This window comes from Streptomyces sp. NPDC020490, from assembly GCF_044335305.1.
In the GTDB taxonomy this organism is placed as follows: Bacteria; Actinomycetota; Actinomycetes; order Streptomycetales; family Streptomycetaceae; genus Streptomyces.
This window is the reverse complement of sequence record NZ_JBIRUY010000039.1, coordinates 76,607-92,264: the sequence shown is the minus strand read 5'-3', so window position 1 is coordinate 92,264 and position 15,658 is coordinate 76,607. Positions and strand designations below refer to the sequence as shown.

Below are 15,658 nucleotides of genomic sequence, written 5' to 3'. Positions count from 1 at the left end.
CTGGCGTTGATTTTTGGCACGCTGTTGAGTTCTCAAGGAACGGTCGCTTCCTTTGTACTCACCCTCTCGGGCTTTCCTCCGGGCGCTTCCCTTCGCTGTTCCAAACTCTATCAGTGTTTTTCCGTCTCCCTGACCACCGTTCTGCGGACACGCAGAACACGACCCGGGATAGGATCTGACGAGTATGGGTGCCTGCCGAGCGAGGACGCTTGCTCGCGTCGCTCGTCCTCAAGCAGGGATACGACTGTACACGGGGCCGCCGATCGGGTGCAAATCGATTGGGCTGGTGGTCTAGACCTCTAAAGCGGTATCTTCCCTCCGAACCGGCACTTCGTATGACATACCCTGCTGCACAGTGCGCCGTCAGGGACATGCGGTGACGGCCCGTACATGCATCTCCACCCTGGGAGGCTTCCCATGACCACCGTGACGTCCCCGCTGGCAGGACGCGCCATCGGACTCACCTCAGTGCCTGATCCGGTCTTCTCCGGGGCCATGGTCGGCCCGGGCACCGCGATCGAGCCCGTGCGCGAGCCATCCGAGGCCGTCGCGCCGGTGGACGGAGTCGTCGTCTCTCTGCACCCGCACGCCTTCGTGGTCGTGGACGAGCAGGGACATGGGGTGCTCACCCACCTCGGCATCGACACCGTGCAGCTCAACGGCGAGGGCTTCGAACTGCTGGTGAACAAGGGCGACACCGTGACCCGTGGCCAGGGCATCGTGCGCTGGAACCCGGCTGCCGTGGAGGCCGCCGGCAAGTCCTCCGTCTGCCCGGTCGTGGCGCTCGAGGCCACGGCAGACACCCTCTCCGAACTCCGCGAAGACGGTGACGTGAAGGCTGGCGACAGCCTCTTCGTCTGGGCGTGACGCCGGTGCCGCCGTGCGGCGGCGGGCAGGACAACCAACGCGGCGGCGGGACCCGCCGCACTACCGGAGAAGGGTGAGATGGAGACAACGCTGCGAGGCGTCGGTGTGAGCCACGGTGTGGCGGTCGGCGAGGTCCGGCACATGGGAACGGCGGTCCTCGAACCGCCTGCCAAGCAGATCCCGGCGGAGGACGCGGAACGCGAGCAGGGGCGCGCCCGCAAGGCCGTGGACGCTGTGGCGGCCGACCTGATTGCGCGCGGCAATCTGGCCGGCGGAGAGGCCCAGGGAGTACTCGAGGCGCAGGCCATGATGGCCCAGGACCCCGAGTTGATGGCGGATGTGGAGCGGCGTATCGCCGTCGGCAGCACGGCCGAGCGCGCGGTGTACGACGCCTTCGCGGCCTACCGCACCCTGCTGGCCGGTGCCGGTGAGTACCTGGCCGGGCGGGTGGCCGACCTGGACGACGTGCGGAATCGTATCGTCGCCCGGCTGCTGGGGGTTCCGATGCCCGGGGTTCCGGACAGTGACGAGCCGTACGTCCTGATCGCGCGGGACCTCGCGCCCGCGGACACGGCGCTGCTGGACCCGACGCTGGTGCTCGGTTTCGTCACCGAGGAGGGCGGCCCGACCAGCCACAGCGCGATCCTCGCGCGGGCGCTCGGCGTTCCGGCCGTGGTCGCGCTGCCGGGCGCCGGTGAGCTGGCCGAGGGCACGGTGATCGCCGTGGACGGCAGCACCGGCGAGATCTTCGTGAACCCGAGTGCCGAGAAGAGGGCCGAGCTGGAGGCCGCGGCCGCCGCGCGCAAGGCCGCGCTGGCCGCCTCCACCGGGCCGGGTGCGACGTCGGACGGTCACAAGGTGCCGCTGCTGGCCAACGTGGGCGGTCCCGCCGACGTGCCGGCCGCCGTGGAGGCCGGGGCCGAGGGTGTCGGTCTGTTCCGCACCGAGTTCCTCTTCCTCGACGACAGCAGGAAGGCGCCGTCGCAGGACAAGCAGGTCGAGGCCTACCGGCAGGTGCTCGAGGCCTTTCCCGAGGGGCGGGTCGTCGTCCGGGTCCTCGACGCGGGCGCGGACAAGCCGCTGGACTTCCTCACCCCGGCCGACGAACCGAACCCGGCACTGGGCGTGCGCGGTCTGCGGACGCTGCTCGACCACCCCGAGGTGTTGCACACGCAGCTGACCGCCCTGGCGAAGGCCGCCGAGGGGCTTCCGGTGCACCTCGAGGTCATGGCCCCCATGGTGGCGGACCGTGCCGACGCCAAGGCGTTCGCGGACGCGTGCCGTGAGGCGGGGCTGCACGCGAAGTTCGGTGCGATGGTCGAGATCCCGTCGGCGGCGCTGCGGGCACGCTCGATCCTGCGGGAGGTCGAGTTCCTGTCGCTGGGCACCAACGACCTCGCGCAGTACACGTTCGCCGCGGACCGTCAGGTGGGCGCCGTGTCCCGGCTGCAGGATCCGTGGCAGCCCGCGCTGCTCGACCTGGTGGCGCTGGCCGCCGAGGCGGCCAAGGCCGAGGGCAAGAGCTGCGGCGTGTGCGGTGAGGCCGCGTCCGACCCGCTGCTCGCCTGTGTGCTGACCGGTCTGGGCGTCACCTCCCTGTCCATGGGTGCGGCGTCGATTCCGTACGTCCGGGCGGCGCTGAGCAAGTACACGCTGGCCCAGTGCGAGCGTGCGGCCGCGGCTGCGCGGGCCACGGACAGTGCCGAGGCCGCGCGGAACGCGGCTCAGGCGGTGCTGTCCGGCGAGTAGCCGTCCGGCCGGTTCGCCGGCCCGCGGGACCTGCCGGCTTCGTGGCGGGGCGCCTCCTCCGGGGCGCCCCGCCGTCGTTTCAGTGGAGGTGGCCCGGCGCCGGTCCCTCCTCGCCCAGGTCGGGCGGTACGCAGTAGTCGACGTCCGATTCAGGGGAGATGAGGTCGCCGGATTCGATGTCGGTGCAGTAGGCGTCGAAGACCTCGCCCGCGGTCAGGGGCTCGAGGCCCTCTCCGCGGACCCGCCAGCCGTAGACGCGGTCCGCGGTGCCCGGCGCGCTGGTGCGCATGACGAGGCCCGCGGGGTTCTGGGTGGCGATGCCCAGCGCGAGGACGGTGGCGAATTCGAGGGCCTCGGCCTCGTCGAGCCGGGTGTCGCCGTTCGTGTCCTGGTCGGCGTGGAGGACGGCGACCAGGGTCTCCGGGGTTCCGGTGACGCTGCATACCAGGTGCCGGTCTCCCGGCCCCGCCGTGTCGAGGATGCGGACGAGGAGGTGGGAGGCGCGGGTGAAGGCGGCGCGGCCGATGTCCTCGCCGCAGGAGGCGCAGGCGCCGAGCCGGGTCAGGAGTGTGGAGGCGTACTCCCAGGTGGCCTGGCGGACGGCCTCGTCGACGAGGGCGGGGACCAGGTCGGCCAGCGGCTGGCCCTCGTAGGGCAGGGTGGGTCCCGCGGCCGCCAGTTCGGCCGTGAAGCGGGTGCGGCTCGCCGCCTTGTCCGGGTCGAGGCCGGTCTCGGCGCAGAAGTCGGCGTACTCCTGCGGGTCGAAGAGGGCGACCGCGGTGTGGCTGCCCTGAGAGGCTCGCGTCCTCAGCAGCGCCTCCACCTGCTGGAGGTAGGCCGTGTGGTCGTGGAAGGCGAAGCTGCGGTAGCGCCGCATGGCGCGGAAGTCGTGCTCGTCGGTGAGCAGGCCGATCGTGCCCGCGATCTCGCGGTGCAGGACGCGTCGCATGGTCCGGTGGTCGGTGTGCGCTGACATGTGTCCCCCTGTGCGCAGTCGATCAATGCTCACTCACAGTAATCGGGGGCACTGACAACGGCGTCCGGGTGGGACGGTCGCGGACCGCGCGACGACCGTCCGCAGGCTCCCGATCCCGCTGTCCGGGGGTCCGAGGCACCTGCGGCGGTCGGCTCGCGGTTCTCAGCCGCGTTTGCGGGCGAGCTGCTCGTAGTGGTGCAGCAGGTCGAGGTTGTCGATCGAGCCCGGGTTCACCGCCTTCTCCAGCGGAGTGCCCTGGAGGAGGCGCTTGACCGGGACCTCGATGCGCTTGCCGGTGAGGGTGTGCGGGACGCCCGGCACCTCGATGATCTCGTCGGGGACGTGACGCGGCGAGAGCTGCTCCCGGATCGTCTGCTTGATGCGGTTCAGCAGTGCCTCGTCCAGGACGGCGCCGGGGGCCAGGTGCACGAACAGGGGCATCCAGTAGCCGCCGTCGGGCTGTTCGATGCCGACGACGAGGGACTCCCTGATCTCGGGCAGGCGCTCGACGGCCTCGTAGATGTCGGCCGAGCCCATGCGGACGCCCTGGCGGTTGAGCGTCGAGTCGGAGCGGCCGTGGATGACCACGGAGCCGCGGGAGGTGATGGTGATCCAGTCACCGTGGCGCCACACGCCGGGGTAGGTCTCGAAGTAGCTGTCCCGGTAGCGGCTGCCGTCGGGGTCGTTCCAGAAGTAGATCGGCATCGAGGGCATGGGGTTGGTGACGACGAGTTCGCCGACCTCGTCGACCAGGGGTTCGCCGCTGGGGTCCCAGGACTGCAGGTCGGTCCCGAGGCCGGGGGCCTGGAGCTCGCCGATGTGGACCGGGAGCGTCGGCACGGCTCCGGCGAAACAGGAACACACGTCGGTGCCGCCGCTGACGGACGCGATCCACAGGCCGGCGCCGTTCTCGGCGGACTCGTCGTGCAACCAGCGGAAGCCGTCGGGGGGCAGCGGTGAACCGGTGGTGGCGACGCACTGCACCGCGGAGAGGTCGAAGTCGCGCCAGGGGTGCACGTCGGCCTTGCGGCACGCCATGACGTACGCGGCCGAGGTGCCGTAGACGGTGGCCCGCGTGCGTTCGGCGATCCGCCACTGGGCGGCCGTGTCCGGGTAGCCCGGGCTGCCGTCGTACAGGACGATCGTGGTGCCGGTCAGGAGGCCGGAGACGAGGAAGTTCCACATCATCCAGCCGGTGGACGTGTACCAGAAGAAGCGGTCCTCGGGGCCGAGGTCACAGTGCAGGCCCAGCTGCTTGAGGTGCTCGACCAGGATGCCGCCCTGGGACTGGACGATGGCCTTGGGCAGGCCGGTCGTGCCGGAGGAGTACAGCACCCACAGGGGGTGGGCGAAGGGGACCTGCTCGAAGACGGGCTCGACGTCCGCGCCCGTCAGGGCGGACCACTCCAGGGCGCCCTCGGGGGCCTGGGTGCCGAGGAGGGGGATGTGGACCACGGCCCGCAGGGTGGGCAGTTCGCGGCGCAGTTCGGCGACGACGTCGCGGCGGTCGTGCTCCTTGCCGCCGTAGCGGTAGCCGTCGACGGTGAACAGGACGACCGGCTCGACCTGCTGGAAGCGGTCGAGGACGCTGCGCGCGCCGAAGTCGGGGGCGCAGGACGTCCAGACGCCGCCCACGGCGGCCGTGGCGAGCAGGGCGACCACGGCCTGCGGGATGTTCGGCAGGTAGCCGCTGACGCGGTCTCCCGGCCGTACGCCCAGGGCGCGCAGTTCGGCGGCCAGCGAGCCGACCTGGCGGCGCAGCTCGGACCAGCTCACCGGGGCCGGCTCGTGGGTCTCGTCGACGTACAGGAGGGCCGGTTCGTCCGGGCGGGTGGCGGCCGCGCGCAGGGCGTGCTCGGCGTAGTTCAGCGTGGCCCCGGGGAACCATTCGGCGCCCGGCATGGAGCGGTCGCCGAGCACGCGGGCGCAGGGCGTGGAGAACCGTACGTCGAACCACTCGGTGACGGCTTTCCAGAAGGTCTCCAGCTCGTCGACGGACCAGCGGTGGAGTGCCGCGTAGCCGCCCTCGGACGGGGCGCCGTGACGTTCGGCGGCCCAGGCCTGGAACTTCGTGACCTGTGCACGCGCGATACGCTCCGGATCGGGCTGCCAGAGGGGCTGGGGGTTCTCGGTCGGCATGGGGCGGCTCCCGGGCTGTGCGCGTCGTGTGCGTCCTCCGCGCACGGGCTGGGGTGTGCGCGTGACGCGGCTGACACGGACGATGCCATGTGATCGACTTCCGCACCAGGGCGCGCCCCACATAGTCGCTGTCATGAAGATGTGGCCCAGGCACGGGTGAACGGCAGTTGAACGAGCCGCGCGCGTGGCGTCGGCAATGGCAGGCTGAGCAGCATGGACGGTCGTGACCTGGTGCGTTCGGTGAAAACGGTCGGTTCGGCGGGGGCGGCGCAGGGGCTGCGCACCGTGCGGGCCGCTTGGCGGAGGCGGCGTGCCGACGCGGGTGCGCTGCCGCCGCGGGGTGCCGAGCGCGCACGGGTGCCCGGCCCGGTGCGGGAGGTGGAGCCGGGCCCGGGGGGCGGTGTCATCCGGTTCGCCCGCTCCGAGCTGCGGATCCTCGTGGCCGTGAACGGGGCGGTCTTCTGGGGCTGGGACGGGGCGGGCCCGGATCCCTCGTACGCGCTCGCCGGCCGCTGCCCGGAGCCGGATCCGCGGGCGGTGCTGGAGCCCGACAAGGACGGCGGCTGGCGGGTCGTGGCCGAGCGCGCGACGGTGGCCGTCTCGCGGCACGGCGCGGTCGAGGTGTTCACGCCGGGTGGCGTGAGCGTGCGCCGTGATCTGCCGCCCCGCTGGTGGGAGCCGGCCGGGGGCGGCGTCGCGCGCTGGATGCAGCGGACCGAGGTGCCCGCCGACGCGCGGTTCTTCGGGCTCGGCGGGCGGGCGTCGGGGCCTCGGCTGCGCGACGGCGCGTACCGGCTGTGGAACACCGATCCGGGCCGGCCGTTCGGTCCCGGCGACGATCCGCTGTACATCACGATGCCGGTGCAGCTGGTGGTGGCCGACGCGGCCACGCACCTGGTGTTCCACGACACGTCGTGGGACGGGACGGTGACCCTGCGCGAGGGGGAGGAGGGCGCCGGTTCCGGTCACGACCGGGCGGGGACGTGCGAACTGCGGATGGACGGCGGGCCGCTGCGCTGCTGGGTGATGGTGGGCACTCCCGCGCGCGTGCTGCTCGCCTGGGCCTCGCTGACGGGTGCGCCGGCGCTGCCGCCCGCGTGGGCGCTCGGCCATCACCACGCGCGCCGGTGCTTCGGCAGCGAGCAGGAGGTGCGCCGGATCGTCGCGGGTTACCAGGAGCGCGACCTGCCGCTGGACGCCGTCCATCTGGACATCGACCACTACGACGGGCACCAGGTGTTCACGGTCGACGAGGACCGCTTCCCCAAGCTGCCGGTGCTCGCCGACGAGCTGCGCCGGGACGGGATACGGCTGGTGTCCGTCGTCGACCCGGCGGTGAAGGCCGCGCCGGGCAACGCCGTGTACGACGCCGGGGCGGCCGCGGACGCGTTCGTGCGGGAGGCCTCGGGGCGGGTGGTGCGCGGTGTGGGGTGGCCCGGGGAGGCGGTGTTCCCGGACTTCACGCACGCGCGCGTGCGTGAGTGGTGGGGCGGGCTGTACGAGGAGCGGCTGGCGCAGGGGTTCGCCGGGTTCTGGCACGACATGAACGAGCCCACCTCCTTCGCCGCCTTCGGTGAGTCGACGCTCCCGCGGTCGGCCAGGCACTCCCTGGAGGGACGCGGTGGCGACCATCGTGAGGCGCACAACGTCTACGCCCTGTGCATGGCCAGGGCGGCCTACGAGGGGCTGCGCGAGCTGCTGCCGCAGGAGCGGCCGTTCGTGTTCTCGCGCTCCGGGTGGGCGGGCATGCAGCGCTACGGCGGGACCTGGTCGGGCGACGTGGCGACCGGCTGGCCGGGGCTGCGGGCGTCGCTGTCCCTGGTCCTGGGGCTGGGGCTGTGCGGGGTGCCGTACTCGGGGCCGGACGTGGGCGGCTTCGACGGGAATCCGTCGCCGGAGCTGTATCTGCGCTGGTTCCAGCTGGGCGCCTTCATGCCGCTGTTCCGCACCCACGCGAGCATGCGCGCGGGGCGCCGGGAGCCCTGGGAGTTCGGTGCCGAGGTGCTGGAGCACGCGCGCGCGGCGCTCGTGGAGCGCCGGCGGCTGCTGCCGTACTTCATGACGCTGGCGCATCTGGCCCGGCGCACCGGTGCCCCGTATGTGCGGCCGCTGTGGTGGGGGTCCCCGGAGGACCGCGCGCTGCGCGACTGCGAGGACGCGTTCCTGCTGGGCGACTGCCTGTTGGTGGCGCCGGTATTCGGTCCGGGTACGGAGCGCCGTGCGGTGCGGCTGCCGCGGGGCCGGTGGTACGACACGGTGACGGAGCGGGCGTACGAGGGGCCGGGGCAGGTGCTGGTGGACGCGCCGTTGTCGCGGATTCCGGTGCTCGCGCGCGCGGGTGCCGTCATACCCGTGCGCGGGGCCGGGGGCGGGCTGGAGCTGGAGGTGTGGGCGCCGGGCCGGGGTCGGGCCGGGGGCTGTCTGGTGGTGCCCGACGCGGGCGACGGATGGGCGGAGCCGGAGCTGGAGCGGTACGTCTCGCGCTGGGAGGGCGGACGGGTGGTGGTGGAGCGGGAGGGCGAGAACGGCGTGAGCGAACCGCCCTACCCGGTGCGTGTACGCGGGCTTCAGGGGACCTGAGTCAGATGTACCGGCCTTCGAACCAGGCCCGTACGGCCAGTGTGTGCAGGGGGAAGGCGAGATCCTCGGGCCTGCGCAGGAGGTGCCAGCCCTCCGTCTCGTCCGTGGCGGCCGGCTGCGGCAGGCCCTCGGCCGGGCGTTCGGGGAGGAGGCCGAACAGCAGCAGGTGCCCGTCGGGCGAGCTCATGGCGTCGATGAGCCGTACGTCGCGGCTCGCCGCGTCGATGCCGGTCTCTTCCTTGAGCTCGCGGACGACGGCCTGCCGCCAGTCCTCGCGGTCGTCGATGTAGCCGCCGGGCAGCGCGACGCCTCCGCGGGCGGGGGCGACGGTTCGGGTGACGACGACGAGGGCGGTGCCCTGCGTGTCGTACACGGGCTGGAGCGCGACCGCGACCGGCAGCGGGTTGCGGTAGGCCACGGCGTGGCAGGCCGGGCAGGTGCGGGGCCAGCCGGTGACGCCCTCTCCGTAGGGCGCTCCGCAGCTCGAACAGTGGGAGCCGGGCGCGGAGTTGGGGTTGGAGTGCTGAGTTTCGGACACGCGGCGGACTGTATCCGATCACGGGGAGGGAGTTTCCGGGGGGCGGCTCAGCGGGTGCCGGCGAGCGACTTCGCGGACACCGGGAAGTCGAAATAGGTGTCCGGGTAGGGCTCGGGCTTGAAGGTGTAGTGCCACCATTCCTCGGCGAGGTTCACGAATCCGAGGCCCTCCAGGGTGTTCTTGAGCAGCATGCGGTGGGCCCGCTGTGCGCCCTGGACGCGCGGGTCGAGGGTGTGGGCGAGGGTGTCGAAGCAGTCGAAACCGGTACCCATGTCGACGGAGTTGTCGGGGAAGCGCTCGTCCTTGGGGGCGTAGCAGGGCACCAGGGGCTCTCCGGGGTGGTACGGCCTGGTCGGCCGGGCGGGGAGCCGCACGATCGTGAGGTCCATGGTCGAGCCGCGGCTGTGGCCGGATTTCTCCGCGATGTACCCGTCCGCGAACAGGCGGGTCTTGTCGACGTCCGGGTAGAACTCGCCCTTCATCGCCTGGTCGTCGAGGTCCTCCGCCCAGCGCACGAAGTGGTTCACGGCACGCTGCGGCCGGTAGCAGTCGTAGACCTTGAGGGTGTAGCCCTTGCGCAGGAGCTCGGTCTGGGCCCGGTGGAGGGCCTCGGCCGCGGGGCGGGTGAGGATGCAGACCGGCTGCCGGTAGCCGTCGATGCGTTCCCCCACGAAGTTGTGCGGGGTGAAGTAGCGCATCTCCTGGAGGATCGTCGGGTCTACGGTTCCGAGCGCGACGAAGTCCTTCGGGGCCCTGGGCTCGGTGTCCGCGCGGGCGGTGGCGCCGGCGGCGGTCAGGGTGAGCAGGGCCGCGAGCGCGGCGCCCAGGCCGCGCAAGGCGGTGGAGAGTCGTGTCATGTCTCTGCCTCTGCCCATCTCCGGTCTGCCGTGACACTTCTGACGTTCCGTCAGATTCGCTACGGGAGGCATCGTGACGCGTACGCACACACCCGTGGTGACGGGCTGGTTCGCCGGTGACGGCGACGGCTTCCGCCTCCTCGGCACCCGCTGCGCCGTCTGCGCCTCGGTCTTCTTCCCGCGTGAGGACGTCCACTGCCGCAACCCCGACTGCGCCGGCGGCGAGCTGCTCGAGGTGCCGTTGTCGCGGCTCGGGCGCGTCTGGTCGTACACGGACAGCCGGTACCGGCCTCCGTCACCGTATGTGACCGATCCGGAACTTCCGTGGGAGCCGTGCACGTTGATCGCTGTGGAGCTGGAGGCCGAGCGGATCGTGGTGCTGGGGCAGGCGGCTCCCGGTGTCACCGTCGCCGGTCTGACGGTGGGCATGGAGGTCGAGGCCGTCCCCGGCGTGCTGGGCGAGGACGCGGAGACGGTCTGGACGACGTGGCACTGGCGGCCGACGGGGGTGAGGGCATGACGGGCGAGGTGGCGGTGCTCGGCGCGGGCATGCACCCCTGGGGCAAGTGGGGGCGCGGCTTCGTCGAGTACGGGGTCGCGGCGCTCGCCGACGCGGGGCTTCAGTGGCGGCAGGTGGGCTCGGTCGTCGGCGCGGACACCGTGCGCGGCGGCTATCCCGGGTACGTGGCGGGTGCGGCGTTCGCCAGGGCGCTGGGCTGGCAGGGGGCCCGGGTGGCGAGCGTGTACGCGGCGTGCGCGTCCGGGGCGCAGGCCGTCGACGCCGCGCGGGCGCAGATCCTCTCGGGTCTCGCGGACGTGGTGCTCGTGGTGGGGGCCGACGCGGCGCCCAAGGGGTTCTTCCGTCCGGCCGGCGGGGACCGGCCGGACGATCCGGACTGGCTGCGCTTCCGGATCCTCGGGGCCACGAACCCGGTGTACTTCGCGCTCTGGGCGCGCCGCCGGATGGCCGTCCACGGGGACACCCCGGAGGACTTCGCGCAGGTCAAGGTGAAGAACGCGGCCGCGGGCGCGCTGAATCCGTACGCGCGCTACCGCAAGCGGGTGACCGCGCGGGAGGTCGCCTCCTCCGCCGTGGTCGCCGATCCGCTGCGGCTGCTGGACATCTGCGCGACGTCGGACGGAGGGGCTGCGCTGGTGCTGTCCAGCATGGAGTTCGCGCGCCGGCACGGACGGGCCGAACCGGTGCGGATCCGGGCGGTGTCGACGGTGACGCCGCGCTATCCCGCCACCGTGCTGGACCTGCCGGACATCGCGACGGACTCCGCGGCCGCGGTGGCGCCCCCGGCCGGCACGTTCCGGGCGTCGATCGCGCAAGCCGCGTACGAGGAGGCCGGCGTCGGCCCCGAGGACCTCTCCCTCGCCGAGGTCTACGACCTGTCCACGGCAATGGAGTTGCAGTGGTACGAGGATCTGGGGCTGTGCGGGGAGGGCGAGGGCGCGAAGCTCCTGCGGGACGGCGCGACGGCTCTGGGCGGGCGCATACCCGTCAACACCAGTGGTGGGCTGGCATCGTTCGGGGAGGCGGTTCCGGCGCAGGCCATCGCCCAGGTCTGCGAGCTGACCTGGCAGTTGAGGCGGCAGGCGGGTGACCGGCAGGTGGCGGGCGCACGCGTGGGGATCACGGCGAACCAGGGGCTGTTCGGGCACGGTTCGGCGGTGATCGCGGTGCGGTGAGCCGCGGCCCGTGCCCCGGTCGGCGGGGGTACGGGCCGCTCGGGGCGCCTCAGGTGGTGACGGCCTGCCGGCGTCGGGCGCCGTACGCCATCGCGTGCTGGACGACCCCGACGAGGAGTTCCTTGGCCGACTCGCGGTCGCGGGCGTCGCACAGCAGCAGCGGCACGCCCTCGTCCAGGTCGAGCGCCTGGCGCACCTCTTCCGCGGGGTGACGGGCGGCGTCCTCGAAGCAGTTGACGCCGACCACGAAGGGGATGGAGCGCCGCTCGAAATAGTCGACGGCGGCGAAGCAGTCCTCCAGGCGGCGGGTGTCGGCGAGCACGACGGCGCCCAACGCACCCTCGGACAGCTCGTCCCACATGAACCAGAAGCGCTGCTGGCCGGGGGTGCCGAAGAGGTACAGGACGAGGTCCTCGCGCAGCGTGATGCGGCCGAAGTCCATGGCCACGGTGGTGGTGTGCTTGCCCTCCACGCCGCTCGTGTCGTCGAAGGGCCGTCCGGCCTCGGTGAGCAGTTCCTCGGTGCGCAGCGGCCTGATCTCGCTGACCGCCCCGACGAGAGTGGTCTTGCCCACGCCGAAGCCGCCCGCCACCAGGATCTTGAGCGTGACGGGCTCGACCGGAGGCTTCCCGCGCTCAGAACGCCCGAAGATCATCGATTTCTTCTCCTGCTCGATGGGGGTGGGACGACGGCGGCCCGTAGCCTCCGCCGCCGGGTGTCTCGATGACGAGTACGTCGCCGGGGCCGACGTCCGCCGAGTCGCTTCCGGCCAGAACGGTGACGGTGCCGTCCGCGCGCTCCACACGGTTGGCGCCCAGCGCGCCCGGCTCGCCGCCCGCCATGCCGTACGGCGGCACCCGGCGGTGCTGGGACAGCGTGGAGACGGTCATGGGCTCCTGGAAGCGGATGCGGCGTACGGCGCCGTCACCGCCGCGCCACCGTCCGGCTCCGCCGCTGCCGCGCCGGACGGCGAACTCCTCCAGCAGCACCGGCAGCCGCCACTCCAGCACCTCGGGGTCGGTGAGCCGCGAGTTGGTCATGTGCGTCTGGACGACCGGCGCGCCGGGGAAGCCGTCGCCGGCGCCGGATCCGGAGGCGACGGTCTCGTAGTACTGGTGGCGTTCGTTGCCGAAGGTGACGTTGTTCATGGTGCCGGAGCCCTCCGCCTGCACGCCGAGCGCCGCGTACAGGGCGCCGGTGATGGCCTGGGACGTCTCGACGTTGCCCGCGACGACGGCGGCCGGGGGGTCGGGCGCGAGCATGGAGCCGGGCGGCACGACGATGCGGAGCGGGCGCAGGCAGCCGTCGTTGAGGGGGATGTCGTCGGCGACCAGGGTGCGGAAGACGTACAGGACGGCCGCGTTGACGACCGAGAAGGGGGCGTTGAAGTTGCCGGCCAGCTGCGGCGAGGTGCCGCTGAAGTCGATGGTGGCGGACCGGTCGCCGCGGTCCACGCGCACGCGTACGCGGATGACGGCGCCCGCGTCGGTCCGGTAGGCGTACTCGCCGTCGTCGAGCGCGTCGACGACCCGGCGGACCGCTTCCTCGGCGTTGTCCTGGACGTGCTTCATGTACGCCTGCACGACGTCCAGGCCGAAGTCGTCGATCATGCGGGCGACCTCGTCGACGCCCTTCTGGTTGGCGGCGATCTGGGCGCGCAGGTCGGCGAGGTTGGTCCTGGGGCTGCGGGAGGGGTAGGGCGCCTCGGTGAGCAGGCGCAGCGTCTCCTCCTCGCGGAAGCGGCCGTTCTCGGCGAGCAGCCAGTTGTCGAAGAGGACGCCCTCCTCCTCGATGGCGCGGCTGTCGGCGGGCATGGAGCCCGGGGCGATGCCGCCGATCTCCGCGTGGTGGCCGCGGGAGGCGACGTGGAACAGGATCCGGTCACCCTGCGTGTCGAAGACGGGGGTGATGACGGTGACGTCCGGCAGGTGCGTGCCGCCGTGGTAGGGGTCGTTGACGGCGTAGGTGTCGCCGGGCCGCATCGAAGCGCCCCTGCGCCTTACGACCTCCTTGACGCTGGTGCCCATCGACCCCAGGTGCACGGGGATGTGCGGGGCGTTGGCCACCAGGTTCCCGTCGGGGTCGAAGAGGGCGCAGGAGAAGTCCAGGCGCTCCTTGATGTTGACGGACTGGGCGGTGGACTCCAGGCGGGCGCCCATCTGCTCGGCGATCGACATGAAGAGGTTGTTGAAGACCTCGAGCAGGACCGGGTCCGCCTTCGTGTCCAGATCGGAACTCTGCGTGACCGCCGCGCGTTCCATGACCAGATGCCCGTCGTCCCGCGCCACGGCCCGCCAGCCGTCGTCGACGACGGTCGTCGCACTGGTCTCGGTGATGATCGCGGGCCCGGTGACGGTGTGGCCGGGGGGCAGGTCCTCGCGGCGGTGCAGCGGTACGTCGTGCCAGGCGCCGTGGGTGTGCAGGCGCACGGTGTCCGGGGCGGCGGGGCGGCCCTCGTACGGGGCGAGGGCGGAGAGATCGGGGGGTTCGGTGATGCCGGTGGCTTCCACGGAGAGGGCTTCGACGACGATCGGCCGGTCGAGGGTGAAGGAGTAGGTGGCGCGATGACGTTCTTCGAAGGCGTGTTTCATCGCGTCGGGCTCGGTCAGCTCGACGGTGAGGGTGGTGTCGGTGCCGTCGTAGCGGAGCTGGGCGCGGCGGGTGACCTGGATGCGGTCGTCGGGTACGTCCTCGGTGAGGAGTTCGGCGCGGGCCGCCGCTTCGAGGTCGTCGGCCGTCTTCCGGACGGCGGGCATCGAGGCGGGCCGCAGCGGCGCCTCGACGGACTGCTCGCGCATGGCGGTGGTGTCGGCGAGACCGATGCCGAGCGCGGACAGGACGCCCGCCATGGGCGGTACGAGGACGGTGCGGATGCCGAGCGAGTCGGCGACCATGCACGCGTGCTGGCCGCCCGCGCCGCCGAAGGTGGTGAGCGCGTAGCGGGTGACGTCGTGGCCCTTCTGGACGGAGATCCGCTTGACGGCGTTGGCGATGTTGGCGACGGCGATCCGCAGGAAGCCCTCGGCGACCTGCTCGGGGGTGCGGTCGTCGCCGGTCTGCTCGCGGATCTCGTGCGCCAGCGCGGTGAAGCGTTCACGGACGAGCGCGTCGTCGAGGGGCTGGTCGCCGCCGGGCCCGAAGACCCTGGGGAAGTGGGCGGGCTGGATGCGGCCGAGCATGACGCCTGCGTCGGTGACGGCGAGCGGGCCGCCGCCGCGGTAGCAGGCGGGTCCCGGGTCCGCTCCCGCCGAGTCCGGTCCGACGCGGTAGCGGGAGCCGTCGAAGTGCAGGACGGAGCCGCCGCCGGCCGCGACGGTGTGGATGTCCAGCATGGGGGCGCGCAGCCGGACCCCGGCGATCTGCGCGGTGAAGACGCGCTCGTACTCGCCGGCGAAGTGGGAGACGTCGGTGGAGGTGCCGCCCATGTCGAAGCCGATGACCCGGTCGAAGCCGGCGAGCTGCGACATACGGGCCATGCCGACGATGCCGCCGGCCGGGCCGGAGAGGATGGCGTCCTTGCCGCGGAACTGCCCGGCCTCGGCGAGGCCGCCGTTGGACTGCATGAACATCAGGCGGACGCGCGCGAGTTGGTCGGCGACGTGCTGGACGTAGCGGCGCAGCACGGGCGACAGGTAGGCGTCGACGACGGCGGTGTCCCCGCGGGGGACGAGCTTCATCAGCGGACTGACCTCGCTGGACAGCGAGATCTGCGGGAAGCCGATGCGGGCGGCGAGCCGTCCGACGGCCTGTTCGTGGGCGGGGTGGAGGTGGCTGTGCATGCAGACGACGGCGACGGCGCGGATCCCGTCGTCGTAGGCCTGCCGGAGCGGGCCGGCGAGGGAGTCCGGGTCGAGCGCGCGCAGGACGGTTCCGTCGGCGGCGATGCGTTCGTCGGCCTCGACGACCCGCTCGTGCAGCAGCTCGGGCAGTTCGATGCGGCGCGCGAAGATGTGCGGCCGGTTCTGGTAGCCGATGCGCAGGGCGTCGCGGAAGCCCCGGGTGACGACCAGGAGGGTGCGCTCGCCCTTGCGTTCCAGGAGGGCGTTGGTGGCGACCGTCGTCCCCATGCGGACGGCCTCGACGGGGTCCTCGGAGCCGTCGAGGAGTTCGCGGACGCCCGCGACGGCCGCGTCGGAGTACCGGGCGGGGTTCTCCGACAGCAGCTTGTGCGTCAGCAGGCGGCCGTCCGGGCGACGCGCGACGATGTCGGTGAAGGTGCCGCCTCGGTCGACCCAGAACTGCCAGCCGGTCACGTCA

The 15,658-nt window shown here is 72.4% G+C and carries 11 protein-coding genes; 5 read left to right on the top strand and 6 right to left on the bottom strand.

Annotated elements, in window-relative coordinates:
• The first annotated feature begins 417 nt into the window (after nucleotides 1–417).
• Complete coding sequence (locus ACH4ZX_RS32650) at nucleotides 418–867, top strand: PTS glucose transporter subunit IIA (protein ID WP_398280732.1); 450 nt, start codon at nucleotides 418–420, stop codon at nucleotides 865–867.
• A gap of 78 nt (nucleotides 868–945) precedes the next feature.
• Entirely contained in the window at nucleotides 946–2,616 is a 1,671-nt protein-coding gene (ptsP, locus tag ACH4ZX_RS32645; RefSeq protein ID WP_398280729.1) for a phosphoenolpyruvate--protein phosphotransferase, read from the top strand.
• 79 nt (nucleotides 2,617–2,695) lie between these two features.
• Here the strand turns inward: ptsP and ACH4ZX_RS32640 are convergent, their stop codons facing one another.
• Nucleotides 2,696–3,592, bottom strand: coding sequence for a hypothetical protein (locus tag ACH4ZX_RS32640; RefSeq protein WP_398280726.1), 897 nt, complete (start codon nucleotides 3,590–3,592; stop codon nucleotides 2,696–2,698).
• A gap of 162 nt (nucleotides 3,593–3,754) precedes the next feature.
• Nucleotides 3,755–5,731 carry an acetoacetate--CoA ligase gene (locus ACH4ZX_RS32635; protein ID WP_398280723.1) on the bottom strand — a complete coding sequence of 659 codons (1,977 nt, stop codon included), beginning with the start codon at nucleotides 5,729–5,731 and terminating at the stop codon, nucleotides 3,755–3,757.
• A 213-nt stretch (nucleotides 5,732–5,944) separates the two neighbouring features.
• Here ACH4ZX_RS32635 and ACH4ZX_RS32630 point away from each other — a divergent pair, with 213 nt between their 5' ends.
• A complete protein-coding gene (locus ACH4ZX_RS32630; protein WP_398280720.1) occupies nucleotides 5,945–8,311 on the top strand; it encodes a TIM-barrel domain-containing protein in 2,367 nt (788 codons plus the stop codon).
• 1 nt (nucleotide 8,312) lies between these two features.
• Here the strand turns inward: ACH4ZX_RS32630 and ACH4ZX_RS32625 are convergent, their stop codons facing one another.
• The gene (locus ACH4ZX_RS32625) at nucleotides 8,313–8,849 is read right to left on the bottom strand and encodes an NUDIX domain-containing protein (protein ID WP_398280716.1); all 537 of its coding nucleotides are present in this window, start codon (nucleotides 8,847–8,849) and stop codon (nucleotides 8,313–8,315) included.
• A 47-nt stretch (nucleotides 8,850–8,896) separates the two neighbouring features.
• Nucleotides 8,897–9,706 (bottom strand): M15 family metallopeptidase, encoded by an 810-nt coding sequence (locus ACH4ZX_RS32620; protein WP_398280713.1) that lies wholly within the window; start codon nucleotides 9,704–9,706, stop codon nucleotides 8,897–8,899.
• A 94-nt stretch (nucleotides 9,707–9,800) separates the two neighbouring features.
• Between ACH4ZX_RS32620 and ACH4ZX_RS32615 the strand changes: the two genes are divergently transcribed.
• Together ACH4ZX_RS32615 and ACH4ZX_RS32610 are read left to right on the top strand one after the other, a co-directional pair.
• Nucleotides 9,801–10,226 (top strand): Zn-ribbon domain-containing OB-fold protein, encoded by a 426-nt coding sequence (locus ACH4ZX_RS32615; protein ID WP_398280741.1) that lies wholly within the window; start codon nucleotides 9,801–9,803, stop codon nucleotides 10,224–10,226.
• Nucleotides 10,223–11,401, top strand: a complete 1,179-nt coding sequence (locus ACH4ZX_RS32610; protein WP_398280710.1) for a lipid-transfer protein — start codon at nucleotides 10,223–10,225, stop codon at nucleotides 11,399–11,401. The genes ACH4ZX_RS32615 and ACH4ZX_RS32610 overlap by 4 nt, the downstream gene beginning before the upstream one ends.
• Before the next feature lie 49 nt (nucleotides 11,402–11,450).
• On the opposite strand, the gene ACH4ZX_RS32605 is transcribed toward ACH4ZX_RS32610, so the two are convergent.
• Both ACH4ZX_RS32605 and ACH4ZX_RS32600 read right to left on the bottom strand, forming a co-directional pair.
• Nucleotides 11,451–12,056, bottom strand: a complete 606-nt coding sequence (locus ACH4ZX_RS32605) for a GTP-binding protein (RefSeq protein WP_398280707.1) — start codon at nucleotides 12,054–12,056, stop codon at nucleotides 11,451–11,453.
• Complete coding sequence (locus ACH4ZX_RS32600; protein WP_398280704.1) at nucleotides 12,037–15,654, bottom strand: hydantoinase B/oxoprolinase family protein; 3,618 nt, start codon at nucleotides 15,652–15,654, stop codon at nucleotides 12,037–12,039. Before ACH4ZX_RS32600 ends, ACH4ZX_RS32605 begins: the two co-directional genes overlap by 20 nt.
• Nucleotides 15,655–15,658 lie beyond the last annotated feature (4 nt).